The sequence below is a fragment of the Christensenella hongkongensis genome (assembly GCF_000981035.1).
Classification (GTDB): Bacteria; Bacillota; Clostridia; order Christensenellales; family Christensenellaceae; genus Christensenella; species Christensenella hongkongensis.
This window is the reverse complement of the sequence record NZ_LAYJ01000013.1, coordinates 1-21,666: the sequence shown is the minus strand read 5'-3', so window position 1 is coordinate 21,666 and position 21,666 is coordinate 1. Positions and strand designations below refer to the sequence as shown.

Here is a 21,666-nt window from a genome sequence, read left to right as displayed (position 1 = left end):
TTTACTTCTGCTTTTTCAATTCCTCTATCATATCGCGCAGTTTGGCCGCAACCTCGAATTCCAGTTCCGCGGCTGCCTGCTTCATTTGCTGCGTCAGCAGGTCGATACGCATATTAAGCTCGCCCTTGGGCAGGTTCACAATTTCTTCCTCCGCCTTCTGCGAGATCGCAAGCGCTTCGCTCACATCTTTTGAAATCGACGTCGGCGTGATGCCGTGCTCCTCGTTGTATTTCTGCTGCAACGCGCGGCGGCGTTCTGTCTCTGAAACAGCGGCATTGATCGATTTCGTCATCTTGTCGGCATACAAAATCACGCGCCCTTCCGCATTACGCGCGGCGCGCCCGATCGTCTGGATGAGCGACGTTTCGTTCCGCAGGAACCCTTCCTTATCCGCATCGAGTATCGCCACAAGCTCTACCTCCGGGATGTCAAGCCCCTCGCGCAGAAGGTTAATCCCTACCAAAACGTCGAACTCCCCGAGCCGTAACCCGCGAATGATCTCGATGCGCTCCAGCGTTTCGATATCCGAGTGCATATACTTCACGCGAATACCCATTTCCGTATAATATTCAGTCAGGCGTTCCGCAAGGCGCTTGGTGAGCGTGGTAACGAGCACGCGCTTCTTCCTCGCAGCGATATCGCCAATCTCTCCCAGCAGGTCGTCAAGCTGCCCTTCTGTTTTCCTGATTTCGATTGCCGGATCCAAAAGTCCTGTCGGCCGGACGATCTGTTCTACCACCTCTCCGTCTGCAAGGCCGCGTTCATATTCCGCAGGCGTTGCGGAAACGTACACTGCCTGATTCACGCGGGCGTTGAATTCCGCAAACTGCAATGGACGGTTATCAAAAGCCGAAGGCAGGCGAAAGCCATAATCCACCAGCATCTGCTTGCGCGCACGGTCTCCGTTATACATTGCCCGCACCTGTGAGAGAGTCACATGGGATTCATCCACAAAAAGCAGGTAATCGTCCGGGAAATAATCCATCAGCGTATACGGCGGATCGCCCGGCGACCTTCCGTCAAAATACCGCGAATAGTTTTCAATGCCGGAGCAGTATCCCAGTTCCTTGAGCATCTCAATATCATACATCGTACGCTGCTGGATACGCTCTGCTTCGAGCAGCTTCCCTTCGTTTTTAAACATCTCTATCTGCGTAAGCAGGTCTTTTTTGATGTTTGGGATATGCGCGAGTACTTTGTCGTGATCCATCGCATAGTGCGAGGCGGGGAAGATAATCACATATTTTTCCCTGCTCAGCTTTCTGCCCGTGAGCGCCTCAACCTCGGAAATCTGCTCGATCGTATCTCCAAAAAACTCGACGCGGATAGCTTTTTCGCTTTGCGCCGCCGGGAAAATTTCCACAATCTCGCCGCGCACGCGGAAGGTTCCGCGGGACATATCCGTATCGTTCCTGTTAAAGTTGATGGACACAAGCTTATCAAGAAGCGCTTCTCGCGAAAACTCCATGCCTTCGCGCAGCGCCACCGCCAGCTTACCGTAATCTTCCGGCGCGCCAATGGAATAGATACACGAAACGCTCGCCACCACAATGACGTCCTTTCGCTCCAAAAGCGACGACGTCGCCGAGTGGCGCATCTTATCGATTTCGTCGTTGACGCTTGAATCTTTTTCGATGTATAAATCCCGCCCCGGGATATACGCCTCCGGCTGGTAATAGTCATAATAACTGACGAAAAACTCAACCGCATTATTGGGGAAAAACTCCTTGAACTCGCTGCACAGCTGCGCCGCAAGCGTTTTGTTGTGCGCCAGTATCAGCGCCGGGCGCTGCGTGCGTGCGATGACGTTTGCCATGGTAAACGTCTTTCCGCTTCCCGTAACACCGAGCAATACCTGCGCGCGCTTGTTTTCCTCTACGCCGCGCACCAGCTCGTCGATTGCTTTTGGCTGATCGCCCGCGGGTGCATATTTGGAATGTAATTCAAATCGATTCATAATACCTCACTTATTCTACAGCTATTTAACTGAATGCAGGTTATCAAAACGTTTGATAAAACGCTTGCATATGCAATTTATACCAAAAGCCCGTAACCAACCTTTTGACAAATTGCCATAAAAGCCGGGTATCCGTTCAGGCAGGCACAAACCCTTCGTCGTTCCGGCCACGCCTGACAAAAAACCAGTAACTTATATTATACCATATATCAACACAAATTTGGTTAAATTATCCTGATTTCCATACAGAAAAAAAGCGCGCATAACGCGCGCGTCCGGACGCCTTATATAAAGTGGTTTTTTGGGGATAATGCACCGCGTTGCAGATGAAAAAAACCGTACGCTCAGGCCGCGTTTTCGGATGTTTTCGATTGGACGGATGACTTATATACGGGTGCTTTTTTGATCACACTCCCTGTCCCTTACTTTCTGAGCCTCCATGCGCCCGTCTCTCGTTTTCCCCATATTTACAATAATACCGGCGGCAGGCATATACAGATTCCAACCGTTTTGCCCTAAGCAGGCGTATCCTTTTAACATCAAAAAATTCCGGAATAAATCCCGGAATTTTTCAGCCTGTTATTCTTTCCTGCTTGTTTGAACATTACAGCTTAAACGCCACTTCAATCTCCTTTACCTCGTCTGCGCTGATGGTATGCGGCTCGCCAAGCTGCTTTGCGGCAAGCACCGATTTTGCGGAATATTCCAGTACCTCCAGCCTGTCAAACACGTTGAGCAGGCCGGATCCGGCAATCACCACGCAATCATTCTCGATGACCGCCACCGGATTTTTCATCGAAATCGTACTTACGACCTGCCCGTGGTCGTTGAGGTTCGCCCCATACGGCAATCTCTGTACCTGTTTGAGCATGATATAGCTCTCAGGGATAAGGCGCGCGTCAAATTCCGTACCTGTAACGGCAAAGGCCATGATGTTCGGCGGATGCGCAATCGCAATGGCATTGATATCAGGATGCTGTTCGTAAATCGCCTGGTGCATCTTCACTGCGCGCGAAGGATTTTTCCCCTGTTCTTTGCGTCCGTTCCTGATATTGACCATGTCCTCAGGTTCCAGGTACATCCTGTCCTTATTATATGGCGTAATGATAAACGAGCCGTCCGACAGCCTGCGCGAAAACGTCCCCTGTGTGGAGGTAAAAAGCTGCTGGTTATAGGCGCGTTTGATATACGTGCACATCGCACTGCGGTAATACCGTTCCTCCGAGCTGTATTCGCCCGGATGATATTCCTCGAGCTGAGGGAAGGAACGCCTGTAATACATATCGAGCTCTTCCGCAGTCAGCACGCGCGGCCTGCCGAGCGGGGCTGCATTGATCTCGATGCGCGCACAGTAGTCGAGCGTCTCGAACTTCATGAACGCGTCGAACATATTCCCCGCACCCAAAACAACGCCATGGCTTTCCATGATAACGATATCCGTACCCGCCTCAAATTCCCTTGTGATCTTTTCACTGAGCGCCTTTGAGCCCGGCAGCGCATAATCTGCCGTCTTTACGTTGTTGCATACATAATTTACGCTCGCAATCATTTCTGTGAGCGGCTTCCTGTTCAGTGACGAATAGGCGACCAGTGCCGGCGGGTGCGCGTGCAGCACCGCCTTGATATCCGGCCTTTTTTCATAAATCTGCTTATGGAACGGAAGCTCTACGGAAGGCGTATGGATGCCGATTACCGTTCCGTCCGGTTTTACCTGCATAATATCGTCGGGCGTAAGCGTTCCCTTGTCAATCGACGCGGGCGTAATCCAGATATCGCCGTCCGAATCCATGATCGAAAGGTTCCCGCCTGACGTCGTCGTCATTCCAAAGGCATAGATGCGCTCCATCATCATACAGAGCTGGTCTGCCGGGTGCAATACATGAAAATTCATATGTCCTTTCTCCTTTCAAAGCCGTTTATCCATTGAGCGCCCATCGATAAACGCCCAAAATACTCTCCTGCGTCATTTCCTTCGGATTACCGCCTGTGCACACGTCGCAAAACGCAGACTGCGAAAGGCTTTCAAGGTCTTCCTCTTTTACGCCGATTTCAGCCAGCGTCTGCGGGATCTCCACAGACCGCGACAGTGCCCGCACCGCTTCCACGGCCGCTTTGCGGTATTCATCCGTACTCATGGAGTCCACATTCTGCACGCCCATTGCGCGCGCGATTTCCCGGTAGCGCTCGCCTGTCGCATCCTGGTTGTGCTCCATTACATAAGGCAGCAGCACCGCGTTCGCCACGCCATGCGGCGTATTGTAAAAAGCGCCGAGAGGATGCGCCATGCCGTGCACCACTCCAAGGCCGACGTTGGAAAAGCCCATGCCCGCGATGTATTNCGCGGTCGCCATGTTTTCTTTTGCCTTCATATCCCCGTTTACCGCGTCCTTCAAATTTTGCGCGATCATTTTGATCGCCTGCAAATGGAACATATCCGACATTTCCCACGCGCCCTTTGTCGTATAGCCTTCAATCGCGTGCGTAAGCGCGTCCATTCCCGTTGCCGCGGCAAGCGAGCGCGGCATGGAGGCCATCATCTCCGGATCGACGATTGCCACCACCGGGATATCGTGTACATCCACGCACACAAATTTTCTCTTTTTCTCTTCGTCCGTAATCACGTAATTAATCGTAACCTCAGCCGCGGTGCCCGCGGTAGTGGGAATCGCGACAATCGGCACCGCCTTGTTTTTTGTCGCGGCATTCCCCTCCAAGCTCACTACGTCGGCAAATTCAGGATTATTCGCAATTACGCCGATTGCTTTTGCCGTATCGATCGGCGAGCCTCCCCCGATTGCAATCAGGTAATCCGCGCCGCTGTAACGGAATGCGCCGATCCCCTTTTTGACGATATCCACCGTGGGATTTGCTTTCACCTGGGAAAACACATTATACGCAAGTCCATTCTGGTCCATAAGGTTTGTTACCTTTTCCACCACGCCGTATTGGATCAAATCTGCATCTGTCACGATGAGCGCTTTGCGAAAACCGCGCATACGCACTTCGTCCGCCAGATTGACCAGCGCTCCCTGTCCAAAATACGACGTTTCATTCAAAATCATTCTTTGTGCCATTTTTTCGGCCCTCCTTATTGTGAGAAAATTCAGCCTGATATTTACCTTTTCCAATATCTTTATTCTATTCGCTTTTACCCCATGAAACAAGCTCGCCTGACTTTTTTCTTTTCAATCCGGCGGGCCTGAACAATGCTTTTGCCGGCAATCAAAAATACCGCTATGATGATCCACAGCGGTATTTTATCCTTATTTCCTGTACCGAAGCCCAATCTCCTTGAAATAGTCCACCCGTTCATCCATTTGGGGGAATTCCTGTTTGATCGATTCCGAATAAATACATTCCTGCGGATCGAGCGTGGCGGCGTTTTCATGCCCTACGAGCGCCCACGTATTATCTGTCAGGTGCCGGAACGCCTCGTCGCGCTGCTTTATGCAGATAAAACTTTGCCGCGGCTGGTTGATGTCTTCGCCGGATATTTCAAAAAATCCGAATTCCCTGCATTTTTGCATCACCCGTTCAAGCTGCTGCATCGTATTGCGCGAGGGCATATAAGCAAAGCCTTCAAAGCCAAGCTTCTTGACAACCGGCATCAGCTCGTCCAAAATATCGTCTTCAAACTTCTGCGCCTTTTTATCTCCCGTGGGCGATTCCGCCACGTCCCCAAGATAACAATACGTTGGGATCACGCCCAGTCCGCGCGCATAATCCACAACCTTTTTTACAGGCAGGCTGTCGTCCCCTCCCGCTATGAAAAACCGCGGAACGAGGTTTGACTTTAATATATTGAGCACATCGTAATCATATGCTTCAAATTCCGTATCAAGCAGCATCCCCCGCGCGGCGCCCTTTACCTCGATGCCCATATCGTTCCCGATAAAATCGAGCAGCGGCTGTCCTTTGCCGTATTTGCCGATCAGCTTTTTGACCAATGCGTATAAAATATGCCGCTCTGTGATGCTGCCCCCGTCATGCTCCATGGACAGCGGCCTGACGTCCCTGTCAAAATCGAGCGACAGCCCGTAAGGCTCCAGTATTTCATTTAGCCGTGCAACCTCAAGGGCATTGCGCTCGTTTCTTTTTTCCCTGATCCCGGAAAGCAGCACGTCAAGCTCGTCGATTTTATTGTGCGGCAGGCCATGCAGCGCGATATACGCCACCGTCGGCTCGTCCGGGTTATTCAGCGTCATTCCGTTAAACGGCGTATCCGCAAAGCTTACGCGCACCTCGCAGCCAATCGTTGTCGTGATTCCCATAATTTCGCCCGCCTCGATAAATTCCCGTGCGCCGCCAATCGAATCGTGGTCAATGATGCCTACGGTGCTCAGCCCGCTCATGTAAGCATGATAAACCGCCGACGCAGGGGAATATGGGGAAAACGAATACGTCGTATGCACATGGTTGTTTGTATCCTCCGTGCGCACAGGCTCTTTGATTTCTCCTGAATCGAGCATAGCGCGCAAGCCGCGCAAAGCCTCAAGCCGCACTTCCCGCTCCGGCGCGTTCAGATCCTTTAATAACGTTTTTTTGTCCATTTTTGTCCTCCGTCTTTCCTGCGTCCGCCACGCATGATACCCACTGCAGGCGCAAAATAAATTCTTTCCAAAGTTTTTGTATGTGGTACACTGTTTCATGTTGAAATAACAGGCTGAATTGATTACAATAACAGTAGAATAATTGTTAACAGTTTTCGTTTTCATCATAACATGTTTTCCATTGTTTTCAAAGAACAAGCATTCATCCGAAAAATTCTATGAAACGAGGTTATGCAAAGTGAATCTTTCCGAATTAGTAGCTCTTTCCAACGATTATGGAAAAAACCCTGATTATGTTCTCGCCGGCGGCGGCAATACCTCCCTGAAAGATGAAAAAGAGATGTATGTCAAAGGCTCCGGCACAACGCTCGCCACAATCACAGCGGACGGTTTTGTGGGTATGGATCGCGCAAAGCTTGACCGCATGATGGCCGCAGATTATCCACAGGGCGATAAGGAGCGCGAGGCCGCATCCCTCAAAGACCTTATGGCCGCCCGCCTTCCCGGCTTTGAAAACCAACGCCCCAGCGTGGAAACAACACTGCACAACCTGTTTCCATTCCGGCTCATACTGCACGTGCATCCGGCTCTTGTAAACGGCCTTACCTGCGGTGCTGGCGGTGAAGAAATTGCCAGGGAGCTGTTTCCCGGCGAATGCGTCTGGATCCCGCTTTCGCGTCCGGGCTATGTGCTTTCCGTGCTGTGCATGGAAAAGCTCCGCGAATACCGCGAACAAAACGGCAGGGATGCTCAGCTTCTGCTGCTGCAAAACCACGGTATTTTTATCGCCGCAGATACGCGCGGCGAAATCGATCAGCTGATGGAACGTGTGATGACACGCCTGAAGGGCAGGCTCAAACGCAAGCCCGATTTTTCCGCTGTTCCTTATGACGCGGAAAAGACCGATGCCTTAAAGCGGGAACTGGCGGCGCTCTACTCTCAAAACGCCAAAGCCGGCTTCATCGCCAACAGGGAGGTTATGTCCCTTCTTTCCTCCAAACATGCGTTTGCGCCCATTTCTGCTGCATTCACGCCAGACCATATCGTATACTGCAAAGCCGAATTCCTGTATACCGAATCGCCCGACCTTATGGACGTAAAATTCCAGAATTTCGAATTAAGGTACGGCTACTTGCCCAAAATTGTTTGCATCAAAGATATCGGCGCGTTTGTTCTGTCCGACACCCAAAAGGAAATCGACACCGCATCCTTGCTTTTCCTCGACGCAGTCAAGGTCGCCGTCTACTCCGAAAGCTTTGGCGGGCCGCTCCACATGACGCCTGAGCTCATCCATTTCATCACCAACTGGGAAATGGAGGCTTACCGCCAGAAGGTAAACAAGGAATAGCGAAAAAGCTGATAGCAAAGGTGCTTTCACGGCTGTATTATATTTTGTAATACAGCTGTTTTTTATCCTTTTTACGCCCTATTATACCGGTCGGAGGACGGCTTGTGTTTCTGCACCATCCCAGTGCATTCATACCCATGCTTACCGGCCTTCCATAATATTTTGATAGGTTTCAAAGTGCGTTTGCCACAGCTGCGTATCCTGCGGCTCGTACCTCTTCAGGCCGGTTGACTGCTCCACAACCCTGCGCGCCTCCGCCACATCCGCGATCTCTCCCGCGGCAATCAGCTGCACGGCTACATTTCCAAGCACCGTCGCTTCATCCGGCCCGGCCACAACCGTTTTTCCGGTTGCGTTTGCAGTCATCTGGCACAGGAGCGCACTTTTGGTTCCCCCGCCAAGGATATGGACCGTACCATAGGTTTTCCCCGTGCACTCCTCCAGACGCGCAATGCTGTAGGCAAACTTCATTGCAAGACTTTCGTCAATACACCGGATGACCTCGCCTTTTGCCTGCGGCTCAAATTGTCCGGTCTGCCTGCAATACGCGCGTATTCTGCGCGGCAGGTTTCCGGGCTCAACAAACGCTTCGTCGTCCACGTCCACAAAGCAACGGAATCCCTCAGCCTTCGTAGCCTCGCTTTCCAGCTCGCCAAAGCCGTATTCTTCCCCTTCGCGTATCCACTGGCGGCGCGATTCCTGAATCAGCCATGTGCCCATAATGTTTTGCATAAAGCAGTATTTATCATTTACACCGCCCTCGTTGGTAAAATTATATTCCCGCGCCTTTGCGTTCAGGCACGGTTCGCCAAGCTCTGTGCCGAGCAGGCTCCACGTACCACAGCTGATGAAAATAAAATCCTTTTCCTGCGTGGGAATCGCCGCGACGGCAGATGCGGTATCGTGCGACGCAGTACACATCACCGTGGCTTTTGGCGCGCCAAGCTCATGGCAAATCTCATCCGACAGCAGGCCGCATTTCGAACCGGGCATCGTAATATCGCACAGCTTCTCGCGCGGTATGCCCACAAGTCCCAGTAGTTTATCGCTCCAGTCCCGCTTTTTTGCGTCAAGCATCTCAGAGGTTGAGGCAATCGTGTATTCCGCTTTCATTTCACCGGTCAAAAAATAATTATATAAATCCGGCGTAAAAAGTATCTTTTGCGTCTGGTCGAGGAGATCGGGGCTTTGCTCCCTCAGCGCGTAAAGCTGGTAGAGCGTATTGATCGCCATATGCTGGATACCCGCTGTTTCATAAAGCTCATCCGGCGTTATTTTTTTGAAAAAATCGCGGTATGGCTGTTTCGTCCTCCCGTCGCGGTAGTGCACAGGATTCTGCACCAGCTGGCCGTCATAGCCGATCAATCCAAAATCAACGCCCCATGTATCGATGCCGATCATGTCAAAGCCGCCCGCGTTCACTGCCCTGGTAATACCCTGCTTGATATTGAAAAACAACCTGAGCGCGTCCCAATAAAGCGTCTCCCGCACCGATACGGGATCATTTGTAAAACGGTGGATCTCTTCCATCGTAATCCTGCCGTCCACAAACTGCGCGATCATGGCACGCCCGCTGGATGCACCGAAATCAAAAGCCAGAATCCTGCTCATATTCCCTGTTTCCCCCTATTATTTTTACTAATTACACTATACTGAATTTTTGATGCGGAATCAATTAAGAAAACCCAACTTTTTTATCACAAATCGTATCAAATTCACGGTTTCAAAACACAGTCCGGCGATTATTAATATAAAAGAACCTTTTTATACCGCCAAACCAGTGAAAACCGGAGGATTTTATATGGAACCAGTCATATTGAGGCCCTTTACTGTCAATGATCTGCCGATTTTAAAAAAATGGCTTTATCAGGATTACATCCTGAGATGGTTCGAGCATCCGGAAAGCTGGCTCGGCGAGGCGGAAAACAAAAACGGGGAATTTGATTTTATCCATCACTTTATCGTGATGGATGGCGGTATACCCATCGGTTTCTGCCAGTATTACGACTGTTATTTTGCGCAGGAGGAATGGTACGAAATCACTTCGCCCGGCGTTACATTCAGTATCGATTACCTGATTGGCGAACCGGGCTGCCTTCGGATGGGCCTTGGCAAAGCGATCATCGGGGAGCTTGGCAGGATGGTTCTCGAGGATGCGCATGGAGGCGAAATCATCGTACAACCGGATACCAAAAACAAAGCTTCCTGCGGCGTGCTTGAAGCTGCAGGGTACCGTTTTTGTGAAAAACAGGGATATTATTACAAAGAACTTGCCGCGCCGTCTGCCTGACCGGCCCTCTTGTAATTTGCAGAAGCGCGGGGTATGATACAGAGTAACAAAATCGAATCCATGATTGGAAGGTATGATATGACAGCAATCCCCAAATACAAAATACTCGCCGAAACGCTCAGGAGCGATATCGTTTGCGGCGTTTACCAAAACGGCGATACCCTGCCAAGCGAAAATGAGCTTGCGGAAAAATACAGGTTGAGCCGGCACACCGTGCGACAGGCAATCAGCCAGCTCGAAGCAGAATCCCTCATCGTTCGCGTACGCGGCAGCGGGACTTATGTAAGCTACCGTAAAAACCGCGCACCGCGCACCATGACAGTTGGCGTTATCACGACTTATATATCGGATTATATTTTTCCCACGATTTTGAGTGGAATCGAAAAAACGCTATCGGAAAAAGGATATTCCATGAACCTTTCCGCCACAAGAAACCGTACTGAAAATGAGAAGCGGATTTTGCATGAGTATCTGGAAAAACCGATCGACGGCCTTATTGTAGAAGGAACCAAATCGGCCCTGCCAAACCCGAATATTGCTTTGTATGAAAAGCTTGGTGCTTCCGGCGTTCCAATCGTCTTTATCAACAGCTATTACCGTGAGCTTGACGCGCCGATATCTGTCCTGATGGAAGACCGCGAAGGCGGCAGGCAGGCGGTTCGATACCTGATTGATCGGGGGTACCGTAATATCGGCGGTATCTTCAAAAGCGACGATATGCAGGGTGCGGAACGATATGCAGGATACAGCCGCGCACTTACAGACGCCGACCTGCCGATTCACGACGAAGCGGTCGTCTGGTATACGACGGAATCGAGACAGATGATTCTGGAGCAAACCGAGGAGATTATCATGGAACGTCTTTGCGGCTGCGACGCGGTGCTTTGCTACAATGACGAGGTTGCGGCAAAGCTGATCGATATCCTTGCGCGCCGCAAAATATCAGTACCGGACGGCATGGCTGTCATGAGCTTTGACGACAGCGGCATTGCAAAATTTGTCGTACCGCCGCTCACTTCCCTGCTTCACGCCAAAAAGGAGATGGGCGCTATTGCCGCAAAAAAACTGTTGCAGATGATGGCTGGAAAAAAAGAATCGCCTGTTTTGCTGCCATGGAAAATCAGCATCCGAAAAAGCACCTGAACCTTGAAAAAAAGATCGCAAAAAGCATTTAAATTCCTTGCAGAACCGATTGCAATCCTTTTTTGATTGTGATAAAATAAATTAACAAAGATGTACGTACAACTTTTGCGCTGCAAAGGTTATCCCAAATACACTATTATGAGGTGAAATTATGAGTAAATATTCGATTGGTATTGATTACGGCTCTCTGTCCGGACGCGCTGTGCTCGTGAATGTGGAAACCGGCGAAGAACTCGCTTCCGCAATTTACGAATATCCGCATGCCGTGATGGACGAAACCCTTCCCGACGGAACGCCGCTTGGCCACGACTGGGCGCTCCAGCATCCGCAGGATTATCTTGACGTGCTCACGCATACGATTCCCGAGGTTATCCGCGGCATCGATCCAGGCGACATCATCGGTATTGGCACAGATTTTACCGCGTGTACCGTCCTGCCTGTATACAAAGACGGCACCCCGCTTTGCTTTAAGGACGAATACAAAAGCACGCCCCATGCGTATGTTAAGCTGTGGAAGCATCATGCAGCGCAGGATAAAGCGAATAAGCTCAACGAGATCGCCGAGCAGCGCGGTGAAAACTGGCTAGCAAACTACGGCGGAAAAATTTCCTCCGAGTGGGCGATCCCGAAGCTGTGGCAGATACTTGACGAAGCCCCTGAAATTTACGCAGAGATGGACCGCTGGATTGAAGCGGCAGACTGGATCATCTGGCAGCTGACAGGAAAAGAAACGCGCAATTCCTGCACGGCAGGTTACAAGGAAATTTATAACAAGCGCACCGGCTATCCGTCCAAAGAATTTTTCAAAGCGCTCGATCCGCGCCTTGAGAACGTTGTGGAGGAAAAACTGGGTACGCAGATCATCCCGCTTGGCGAGAAAGCGGGCGAGCTTACGGAAGAAATGGCAAAAAAACTTGGCCTTAAGCCGGGCATCGCCGTTGCTGTGGGTAACGTTGACGCGCACGTGTGCGTACCGGCAGTCGGCATCGACGGCCCTGGCAAGATGCTTGCGATCATGGGCACATCCACCTGCCACATTATGATGGGCTCTGTGGAAAAACAGGTGCCCGGCATGTGCGGCGTTGTGGAGGACGGCGTTATGCCCGGCTTCTTTGGATATGAAGCGGGGCAATCCTGCGTCGGTGACCACTTTGCGTGGTTTGTGGAAAATTGCTGCCCCGCATCTTATGTGGAGGAAGCGAAAAAAGAAGGAAAAAACATCCATGTTTACCTTACGGAAAAGGCACAGCAGTTAAAGCCCGGTGAAAGCGGGCTTCTGGCGCTTGACTGGTGGAACGGAAACCGCAGCGTGCTGGTGGATGTCGACCTAACGGGCATGATTATGGGCATGACGCTGCAAACAAAGGCGGAGGAAATATACCGTGCTCTTATCGAAGCGACTGCTTACGGCACCAAAATGATCGTGGAAAACTACCGCGAAAACGGCGTGGACGTTGAAGAGTTCTTTGCATCCGGCGGTATCAGCCAGAAAAACCAGATGATGATGCAGATTTATTCCGATGTGCTCAATATGCCGATCAAGCTTGCAGGCTCCGAGCAGGGCCCGGCGCTTGGCAGCGCGATCTTTGCCGCGGTTGCGGCGGGCAAGGCAGCCGGCGGATATGACGACGTATTTGAGGCCGCGCGGAAAATGGGCAAGGTCAAAGATCTCGTTTATCAGCCTATTCCCGAAAACGTTGCCGTTTACGAGAAGCTGTTCGCAGAATACCGCCGCCTGCACGATTACTTTGGCAGGGGCGAAAACGACGTGATGAAGCGCCTCAAAGAAATTAAAATCAATACGAAATAGTTGTTTAAAAGAAACGCATTTGTGCCATCGCAAATTTAAAAACAGGAGTATACGATATGAATCACGATACGAAACAATATGAATTCTGGTTTATTGCCGGGACGCAGCCGCTTTACGGCCCGGAGGTAATCGACGCGGTAAACGACCACGCAAAAATAATGGCAAAAGGGATTAATGACAGCAAGGAAATACCCTGCACAGTCGTCTACAAGCCGGCAGTGCACGATTCCCAGTCCATTGAGCAGACAATCATGGCTGCAAACGCGGATGAAAAATGTGTGGGTATTATTACGTGGATGCACACCTTTTCTCCCAGCAGGAGATGGATCAACGGCCTGAACAAGCTCGAAAAGCCAATGCTTCACCTGAACACGCAGTTTAACCGCGATATTCCGTGGAATGAGATCGATATGGACTTTATGAACCTGAACCAATCCGCCCATGGCGACCGTGAGTTCGGCTTTATCGGCGCGCGCCTGCGCCTGCCGCGCAAGGTGATCTCCGGTTACTGGCAGGATCCGAAAACACTGGGACGCATCGGCCATTGGATGCGCAGCGCAATCGGCGTATTTGAATCGAAAAGGCTCAAGGTTTGCTGCTTTGGCAGCAATATGCGCGAGGTTGCGGTTACCTGTGGCGACCGCGTGGAAGCAGAAATCAAGCTTGGCTGGTCGATCAACACATATGGCGTGGGCGACCTTATTGCGAAGGCAAACAAGGTCACCGAGGAACAGATCGACAAAAAGATGGAAGAATATAAGGAACGTTACACCATCGCAACAGACAATATAGACGCAATCCGTTACCAGGCGCGGGAAGAAATCGCGATCCGTGAGTTTTTGGCTGAAATCGGCTGCGACGTGTATACGGATACCTTTGAGGACCTGCAGGAATTGCGCCAGCTACCCGGCCTTTCCACCCAGAACCTGATGAGCGACGGTTATGGCTTTGCGGGCGAAGGAGACTGGAAAACAGCCGCCCTTGCACGGATTATGAAGCTGATGGCTGCGGGCGTACCCGGAGGCACGGCCTTCATGGAGGATTATACCTATCATATGGAACCGGGCAACGAAGCGATCCTTGGCGCGCATATGCTTGAAGTGGATCCGGATATCGCTTGCGACAAGCCGAAAATTGAGGTTCATCCTCTTGGAATCGGTGACCGCGAGGATCCTGCAAGGCTGTCCTTCAGCGCAAGCTCGGGCCCCGTCATCCTCGTAACGCTCATCGACATGGGCGACCGTTTCCGCATGATCATCAACGATGCGGATGCCTGCCAGCCTTACCACGATATGCCAAACCTCCCCGTCGCGCAGGTGATGTGGCGTCCCCTTCCTGACCTTTCCACCTCTGCGGAGGCATGGATACTCGCGGGCGGCGCGCACCATACGGTTCTATCCTACCAGCTCGATGCGGAGCATATGAAGGATTTCTGTAATATGCTGGGTATTGAATGTATCCACATCGGCAAGGACACAACCATCGACGCGCTTGAAAAAGAACTCACATGGAATGATATCGTCTGGAAGCTCAAATAAGCGGGGATAAAATTATGTTGAAAAAATTAAAGCAAAATGTGTATGAAGCAAACCTTCTTCTTCCCGAAAGGAACCTTGTCATCTATACCTGGGGCAATGTCTCCGGTATAGACAGAAAGAAAGGACTTGTGGTGATCAAACCCTCCGGCGTAGATTATGAGGAGCTTTCCCCTGACGATATGGTCGTCGTGGATATGGAGGGAAACGTGGTGGAGGGCGATTACAACCCTTCCTCCGACCTGCTCACGCATCTTGAAATCTACAAACATTTTCCAAATGTGGGCGGCGTTGTACATACGCACTCGCGCTGGGCCACCATCTGGGCGCAGGCGCGGCGGGCGATTCCGCCGTACGGCACGACTCACGCGGATTATATGTACGGCAGCATTCCCTGCACGCGCCCTTTGACGCAGGAAGAAACAGAAAGCGCATATGAGCTCAATACGGGTAAAGTAATCGTGGAAACGTTCGAGCAGGGGGAAATTAACCCTGATTATGTTCCCGCGGTGCTCGTAAGCTGCCATGGCCCCTTCACCTGGGGCAAGGACGCGTTTGACGCGGTCCATAACGCAGTCGTTCTGGAAGAGGTCGCCATGATGGCATGGCACGCTGAGGTTATCCACAACTCGCAGAAAATGGACGACATCCCCTCTTACATCAGCGACAAGCATTTTATGCGCAAGCACGGCCCAAATGCTTATTATGGGCAGAAAAAGAAATAAGCTTACTTCTTAACCTCTTATCGTTATAGTGTATAGCAAAAGCCCGGAGCATGACTGCACCGGGCTTTTGCTATGCCTGATCGGGTATTAAGCCCGAATGGTAGGTGTAATTTACGCCAAAATGTTCCGAATCGCTACCGGGTAAAGTCTATGGCGTCCTTTACCCTCGTAAAGCAATGGTTGATCGCATCCTGTGCATCCATTGCATAAAGCGCCGGATTGAAAAGCTCCACCGAGGCGGCTTCGTCATATCCTGTTTTCCAGAGGTTCTCCACAAATTTCCTGTATGGAAGTCCCCCCTCTCCCGGTGGTACCCGGTCGCTATGGTCAAGTTTATATTCCTTAAGCGGCAGCACCGGCGCATCGTCGATATGGAAAATAAATACTTTTTTCGGATCGAGCATTTTAATATCGTCGATATCGTTAAGTCCGCAGTACAGGTATTCGTTAAATACATCCAATGTGAGCCCCACATGGTCAAGATTTACTTTTTGTACGATCTCCCATGCTTCCTTCAGGCTGCGCACCGCGCAGTCCTCAAAGCCGATCGGTTCAAACGCCAGCTGCATTTTATAAGGTCGTGCGATTTCGGCAAGCTCCGTAAGGACGCGGACTGCCTCCTCCGTGATTTCTTCCTTCGAATACTGGTCGTTGATGCCCTCCCACACCGAAGGAACCATTACGGTATTGTGCACATCGAGCTCCGTTCCGTATTGGCACGCCCTTGTGAAATCCTCCTTCAGCTTTTTATAATCCCTGCTGAAAAGAATGTCCTCAAACGAATCAAACGCAAACGGCCTGATCGTTCTTCCATCAAAAAGCCCTTGTAGCTCTTTGATCGAATGCGTTTCCAGATACTGCTCTATCTGGCACAGCCAAAGTTCGATATACTCGAACCCGGCTTTTTCCGCCAGCTCAATATCCCGCTCGAGCGTGGAATTTTTGAGCGTCGTCGCCTCGTTATAGCAATACTTCATGTCCGCTCTCCTTTCCTATTTCGCCTTTTGCGAAGTCGCGTCCAGCGCAACCGCAATGATAAGGATCGCGCCTTTCACCATATATTGCCAGAATGCTTCGATGCCCAGCATACTCATTCCATTATCAAGGCTGGCCATGATGATTGCACCGAGGATCGCCCCCACGACGCGCCCTTTGCCGCCCGAAAGGCTACATCCGCCGATTACCGCAGCTGCGATTGCATCGAGCTCCTTCATATCGCCGGAGGTCGCGCTTCCGCAGTTGAGCCTGGACGTAATCACAATCCCCGCGACGACAGCCATCATAGAACAAATGACAAAAGTGATCATGTTGGTCTTGTTAACATTGATGCCCGCGCAGTAGGCAGCCTGCTCGTTGCCACCGACCGCATAGATATGCCGTCCCGTTTTTGTCTTTTCGGCAAAAAATCGTAACACGACCACAAGCACGATCATCAATAATACGGCGATCGGCAGGCCTTTGTACAGTGACAGCACCCATACGAACACCGCTATTCCAACTGCAACCAGTACCATTTTGCCAAGCATGGAGCCCTGTTTTTCCATTTCGAGTCCCGCCGCTCTTCTCCGGGACCGTTTGGACATAGTCAGCGTCAGGTAGGCAAGGAAGCATACCGCTCCCAGTACAATCACAATCGGCGTATCGATATATCCATTGCCGATCTGCTTATAGATGTCCGCCATGGGCGCGATCGATACGCCTTTTCCAATACCGATTACCACGCCCTGGAACACCATTTGCATCCCCAGCGTCGTAATGAATGCCGGAACCTTTAAATAAACCGTAATAAAACCATTGAGCAGGCCAACCCCAAGGCCCATGGCGAGAACGACAAGGATCGTAGGAATCGTCGCCCATCCGTTCCATGCCATAAGGACTGCCGCCACAACGCCTGTCAGTGTTACAAGAGCGCCCACCGAAAGGTCGATCTTGCCGGTCAGCAGTACGAATACCATTCCCGCTCCCAGAATCGTTACGCCCGCCATTTGTGTCAGCAGGTTTGAGATATTTCTTCCCGTAATGAACACGCCCTCTGTTGTGATCGCAAAGATGATCCAGATTGCAATCAGCGCAATGATCATCATATAGGAGCGCATATCTACTTTCTTTTTCCTGTCCGCCGCCTTTGTATCATTCATGTTTGTCTCCCCCCTTAATCCATTGCCAAAGCACAATTCATGATGGTTTCCTGTGAAGCATCCTGAATATCCAGCTCGCCCTTGATCTTCCCAAGGTTTACAACCAGTATCCGGTCGCTCATCCCTAAAATTTCTTCCAGTTCGGATGAAATCATGACCACTGCAATCCCCTGGTCTACGAGTGCGTTGAGTATCTTGTATATTTCATATTTCGCCCCCACGTCAACGCCCCTCGTCGGTTCGTCTACCACAAGGATATCCGGCTTCGCGAGCAGCCATTTGGCGATAACCACCTTCTGCTGGTTACCGCCCGAAAGATTGCTGACCTGCATTTCCATGGTCGGCGTCTTAATCCTGAGCTGGTCGATCTGCTCCTGCACATATTTGATCTCTGCGCTTTCGTTCACCACGACTCTGGAAAATTTTTCCAGGCTTGCCATCGTTGCGTTTTCCCGTACGTTCATCATCAGGTTAAGCCCATTCAGCTTCCGGTCCTCTGACAGCATACAATATCCGTTTTTTATGGATTCAAGGGGCGTTGCGTTATTCACCTTTTTGCCGCGTATAAGAATTTCGCCCTCACGTTTTCCGGCATACGCCCCGAAAATGCTCGCAAACATCTCGCTCCTGCCGGAGCCCATCAGGCCCGCGATTCCCAGTATCTCTCCCTTGCGAATTTGCAGGGATACATCGTCCGCCCTCTTGATTGTCGGCTCTGTTTCGTCGTAAACCGTGAGGTTCTTCACTTCCATAACGATCTCGCCCGCCGTGTGCCTTTCCCGTGGGAACTGCTGTTCCAGCGGCCGCCCCACCATATGCGTGATCAGCGTTTCCTTTGTCAGCTCCTTTGCGGGAGCCGTATGGATTTTCTTTCCGTCGCGGATTACTGTGATCGTATCTGAAATTGCAAATACTTCATCCAGTTTATGAGAAATATAGATACAGGTAACGCCTTCGTCCCGTAGATTTTCAACTATTTTCAGCAGGATTTCCACCTCGCTGTCCGTGAGGGCAGCGGTCGGCTCATCCAGAATCAATATTTTAGGGTTGCTCGTAAGCGCCCTCGCTATCTCTACCAGTTGTTTTTGCCCTACGCCTAAATGCTTTACCTTGGTACGCGGATCAACGTTGAGCGAAACCCGCTTCAGAATATTTTTTGTTTTACAGTAGAGTTCCTCCCACTGTACGATCCCATGCCTGTTTGGCGGTTCCTTCATATAGATATTTTCCTGTATGGAAAGCTCCTCCACCAGCGCCAGCTCCTGCTGGATACATACGACGCCCTTATTTTCCGCCTCCTCGATCGTCGTGTTTTTTTGCAGTTCCCCGTCGATCATCAATTCCCCTTCATAGCTTCCATAGGGGTACATACCGCAGATTATTTTAATCAGCGTGGATTTCCCAGCACCGTTTTCCCCACACAACGCATGAACCTCTCCCCGCTTTACCCCAACGTTCATTTGATCAAGGGCCAGTACGCCGGGAAACCTTTTTGTAATGTCTTTCATTTCCAATATATATTCCGACATGACCTTTTCCTCCCCCTGCTATGGCAGGCGGCGGCCGGTAAAACCGGCTGCCGCTCCATACCTTCCTGTCAACTGATTATTTTGCGTATTTGTAAATGTCCAGTTCTCCCGTCACTTCTACGTCAGGCCACTGATCCTTCGGAATATTTGCATATACTTCTTCGAGCGAATGAAACCCACTTGCAATGATCGTATCATTGATGTTTTCCTTATTTACCTCGATGACCGGAATATAGATCGTAGGGATGTCTGCAAAGCCATTGTTTACCTTGTCCGTAACCCTTGCGTCCACCTGATCCGTTTCCCCGCGTGCGAGCTCTACTGCAACTTCCATTGCCGTCGTATTGAGGGTGGGCAGGTATTTAAACGCTGTTCCGATCTGCGTACCTTCCACGATCCTCTGGCAGGCTGCGATATCGCCGTCCTGTCCGCAAACGCCAACCGTTCCGTCAAGCCCTTGCGCCGCCAATGCCTGCACAACGCCGCCCGCGGTGGAATCGTTGGGCGCAACCACCGCCACAACGTCGTTATTTACCTTGGAAAGCGCGTTCTCCGTATGCTTCATTGCTTCGTCGGCGCTCCAGTTTTTACAGTATTGGTCAGCCACGATTGTGATATCCCCGCTGTCGATAAGCGGTTGCAGCACGGTTGTATTCCCCTGGATATAGGACTGCACAAGGCCATCCTCCGGGCCGCCGTGCAGCCAGATGTAATTTCCCTTGGGATAGCGGTCTACCAGCATCTGCGCCTGGATTTCACCGACCTGCACCGGATTGAAAGCAATGTAATAATCCACATCGCCGTTGTTCACACCGCGTTCATAGCCGACTACTTTAGTCCCTGATTCATGCGCCATATCGCACACCACGCCCGCCGATTCGGAATCCTTTGCCGCCACGATCAGCACGTCAACTCCCTGGCTGATCATGCTTTGGCACTGAGTAATCTGCTTGTTGGCATCGTCGTCCGCAGACTGTACGATCAGCTCGATACCGTTTGCATCACAGTATTGCTGTGCCATTTCCATTTCCTTTACCCAACGTTCCTCTGTCGTGGAGCCGACCGAAAAGCCGATCTTGATCTTACTGCCATCCGCCTTTGTCGCAGCCTCCCCGCCCGTGGAGCTTTCACTGCCAGCCGCCATGGACGTTTCTGTGTCTGCTCCGGACGTTTCCGCAGGTGCGCTCGTTTCCTGTTGTGATTGGGACGCCTGCCCCGCAGAGCCGCTTCCGTCGCAGGCAGCGAACAGCACCGCGCACATCACCAGAGAAAGTACAAGAGCGACTAACCGAATTGTTTTTTTCATTGTTTTCCTCCCATTTTTAAATTTGGCCTCAGGCCAAACCTGTTTTTTACTATTCCATCATCTTGCCGCCGTTGATCAGGATCGACTCGCCCGTGATGTAGGCCGCGCTGTCGCTTGCCAGAAACGCCACAAGCTCTCCTATTTCCGAGGGCTGCGCCGGCCTTTTTAAAGGTACCTCTTCAAACATTTCGCGGATTACCACATCCACCGGCTTTCCATACGCTTCGCTCTTCTCCCGATAGGAATTTTTCAGCAGCGCTGTCTCCGTATATCCCGGACATACCGCGTTCACATTGATCCCATAGTCCGCAAGCTCCATAGCCATTACCTGTGTCATCGCTACGATCCCACGTTTTGCAATACAATATCCGACGTTGGAATACTCTGGTGATTTTCCGGCCTGCGAGGATGTGTTGACGATCCTTCCCTCACCGTTTTCCGCCATATGATTAGCCACCGCCTGTGCTACGAAAAATGCTCCTTTCAGGTCGATATTCATCAGCAGGTCCCACTGCTTTTCCGTATACTTCAGGCAGTGCCCGTTATTATAAATTCCCGCGTTGTTCGCAAGGATGTCGATCTTTTGGCATTTTGCCGCCACTTCCTCTACGCACGCATTGATACTTTGCGTGTCCGTCACGTCGAGGTGCACGCTGAACGCTTTTCCGCCCATCTCTTCGATCAGGCGTTCGCTTTCTTCCGCTTTTACCACATCGGCAAGCGCGACCTGCGCGCCATAGGAAGCCAACGATAAGGCTATCGCCTGGCCGATCCCATTCGCCGCACCGGTTACCAAGGCTACTTTTCCCTGTAAATTCATTTGCAACCTCCCGGGGCTATGCCCCTTCTATATTCAATTTTTTATTTCAGTAATCAATCATGATGCAAAATGTGGGCGTACAGCCACCTCCACCTCACGTGGCTGCACGCCTCCTATTGTTTGAATGAATGAAATGTTTGCTTATTCGTTTGTCAGAATGACTTTGATTGCGCGATTTTTGGGTTCCCTTGTAAACTCGAACGCCTCCACCGCCTCTGTGAGCGGGAAGGTGTGCGTCATCAGTGGCCTAAGGTCCAGCTTCGTCCTCGACAGAAACTGGATGCACCTTTCCCATACTCCCGGCGAACCGTTGCTGCCAATCGCCGTAATACCCTTTACCTGGAACTTTCCAAGCGCTACCGGGATGTCTTCCCTGAAGTTGATGCCAATGAAGACCACGCGCCCCGCATTGCGCGCAACCTCCAGTGTCTGTGCCATTGCCCCTGCGTTCCCCGAGCATTCCACCACAAGGTCCGCCCCAAGTCCCCGCGAGTGCTTCCTGACCTCTGCCGCCA

General features: G+C 51.2%; 17 protein-coding genes. 6 read left to right on the top strand and 11 right to left on the bottom strand.

Annotation, left to right across the window (positions count from 1 at the left end; translation table 11 throughout):
* Position 1: 1 nt before the first annotated feature.
* The 4 genes from uvrB to CHK_RS00250 all read right to left on the bottom strand — a co-directional run bounded on the left by uvrB (position 2) and on the right by CHK_RS00250 (position 6,507).
* The gene (uvrB, locus tag CHK_RS00265) at positions 2 to 1,957 is read right to left on the bottom strand and encodes an excinuclease ABC subunit UvrB (protein ID WP_046441851.1); all 1,956 of its coding nucleotides are present in this window, start codon (positions 1,955 to 1,957) and stop codon (positions 2 to 4) included.
* 604 nt (positions 1,958 to 2,561) lie between these two features.
* Positions 2,562 to 3,848, bottom strand: coding sequence for a class II aldolase/adducin family protein (locus CHK_RS00260; RefSeq protein ID WP_046441849.1), 1,287 nt, complete (start codon positions 3,846 to 3,848; stop codon positions 2,562 to 2,564).
* Positions 3,849 to 3,873: 25 nt separating this feature from the next.
* Complete coding sequence (gene fucO / locus CHK_RS00255; protein ID WP_046441847.1) at positions 3,874 to 5,031, bottom strand: lactaldehyde reductase; 1,158 nt, start codon at positions 5,029 to 5,031, stop codon at positions 3,874 to 3,876.
* Positions 5,032 to 5,220: 189 nt separating this feature from the next.
* Positions 5,221 to 6,507 (bottom strand): PHP domain-containing protein, encoded by a 1,287-nt coding sequence (locus CHK_RS00250; protein WP_046441872.1) that lies wholly within the window; start codon positions 6,505 to 6,507, stop codon positions 5,221 to 5,223.
* 238 nt (positions 6,508 to 6,745) lie between these two features.
* On the opposite strand from CHK_RS00250, the gene CHK_RS00245 reads away from it, so the two are divergent.
* Positions 6,746 to 7,855, top strand: coding sequence for a class II aldolase/adducin family protein (locus tag CHK_RS00245; protein ID WP_046441845.1), 1,110 nt, complete (start codon positions 6,746 to 6,748; stop codon positions 7,853 to 7,855).
* A 141-nt stretch (positions 7,856 to 7,996) separates the two neighbouring features.
* Here CHK_RS00245 and CHK_RS00240 read toward each other — a convergent pair whose 3' ends face one another.
* Complete coding sequence (locus tag CHK_RS00240; protein ID WP_046441843.1) at positions 7,997 to 9,466, bottom strand: rhamnulokinase; 1,470 nt, start codon at positions 9,464 to 9,466, stop codon at positions 7,997 to 7,999.
* 190 nt (positions 9,467 to 9,656) lie between these two features.
* Between CHK_RS00240 and CHK_RS00235 the strand changes: the two genes are divergently transcribed.
* The 5 genes from CHK_RS00235 (at position 9,657) to CHK_RS00215 (ending at position 15,358) form a co-directional block, all read left to right on the top strand.
* Positions 9,657 to 10,145 (top strand): GNAT family N-acetyltransferase, encoded by a 489-nt coding sequence (locus tag CHK_RS00235; protein WP_046441842.1) that lies wholly within the window; start codon positions 9,657 to 9,659, stop codon positions 10,143 to 10,145.
* A gap of 33 nt (positions 10,146 to 10,178) precedes the next feature.
* Positions 10,179 to 11,288, top strand: coding sequence for a GntR family transcriptional regulator (locus CHK_RS00230; protein WP_082103313.1), 1,110 nt, complete (start codon positions 10,179 to 10,181; stop codon positions 11,286 to 11,288).
* Between the two features lie 151 nt (positions 11,289 to 11,439).
* Positions 11,440 to 13,098 (top strand): ribulokinase, encoded by a 1,659-nt coding sequence (locus CHK_RS00225; RefSeq protein ID WP_046441841.1) that lies wholly within the window; start codon positions 11,440 to 11,442, stop codon positions 13,096 to 13,098.
* A gap of 56 nt (positions 13,099 to 13,154) precedes the next feature.
* Positions 13,155 to 14,636 (top strand): L-arabinose isomerase, encoded by a 1,482-nt coding sequence (gene araA, locus CHK_RS00220; RefSeq protein WP_046441840.1) that lies wholly within the window; start codon positions 13,155 to 13,157, stop codon positions 14,634 to 14,636.
* Positions 14,637 to 14,650: 14 nt separating this feature from the next.
* Positions 14,651 to 15,358: an L-ribulose-5-phosphate 4-epimerase gene (locus CHK_RS00215; protein ID WP_046441838.1), complete on the top strand. Its 708-nt coding sequence runs from the start codon at positions 14,651 to 14,653 to the stop codon at positions 15,356 to 15,358.
* A 134-nt stretch (positions 15,359 to 15,492) separates the two neighbouring features.
* Here CHK_RS00215 and CHK_RS00210 read toward each other — a convergent pair whose 3' ends face one another.
* The 6 genes from CHK_RS00210 to CHK_RS00185 all read right to left on the bottom strand — a co-directional run.
* Positions 15,493 to 16,335: a sugar phosphate isomerase/epimerase family protein gene (locus tag CHK_RS00210; protein WP_046441836.1), complete on the bottom strand. Its 843-nt coding sequence runs from the start codon at positions 16,333 to 16,335 to the stop codon at positions 15,493 to 15,495.
* Between the two features lie 15 nt (positions 16,336 to 16,350).
* Positions 16,351 to 17,496 carry a sugar ABC transporter permease gene (locus tag CHK_RS00205; protein WP_046441834.1) on the bottom strand — a complete coding sequence of 382 codons (1,146 nt, stop codon included), beginning with the start codon at positions 17,494 to 17,496 and terminating at the stop codon, positions 16,351 to 16,353.
* A gap of 14 nt (positions 17,497 to 17,510) precedes the next feature.
* Entirely contained in the window at positions 17,511 to 19,025 is a 1,515-nt protein-coding gene (locus CHK_RS00200) for a xylose ABC transporter ATP-binding protein (RefSeq protein WP_046441832.1), read from the bottom strand.
* Between the two features lie 76 nt (positions 19,026 to 19,101).
* On the bottom strand, positions 19,102 to 20,331 hold the full coding sequence (locus tag CHK_RS00195) for a sugar ABC transporter substrate-binding protein (protein WP_052740056.1): 1,230 nt from the start codon (positions 20,329 to 20,331) through the stop codon (positions 19,102 to 19,104).
* A 49-nt stretch (positions 20,332 to 20,380) separates the two neighbouring features.
* A complete protein-coding gene (locus tag CHK_RS00190) occupies positions 20,381 to 21,151 on the bottom strand; it encodes an SDR family NAD(P)-dependent oxidoreductase (RefSeq protein ID WP_046441830.1) in 771 nt (256 codons plus the stop codon).
* Between the two features lie 141 nt (positions 21,152 to 21,292).
* Positions 21,293 to 21,666: zinc-binding dehydrogenase (locus tag CHK_RS00185; protein ID WP_046441828.1), on the bottom strand; the 374-nt coding region annotated here is incomplete at its 5' end.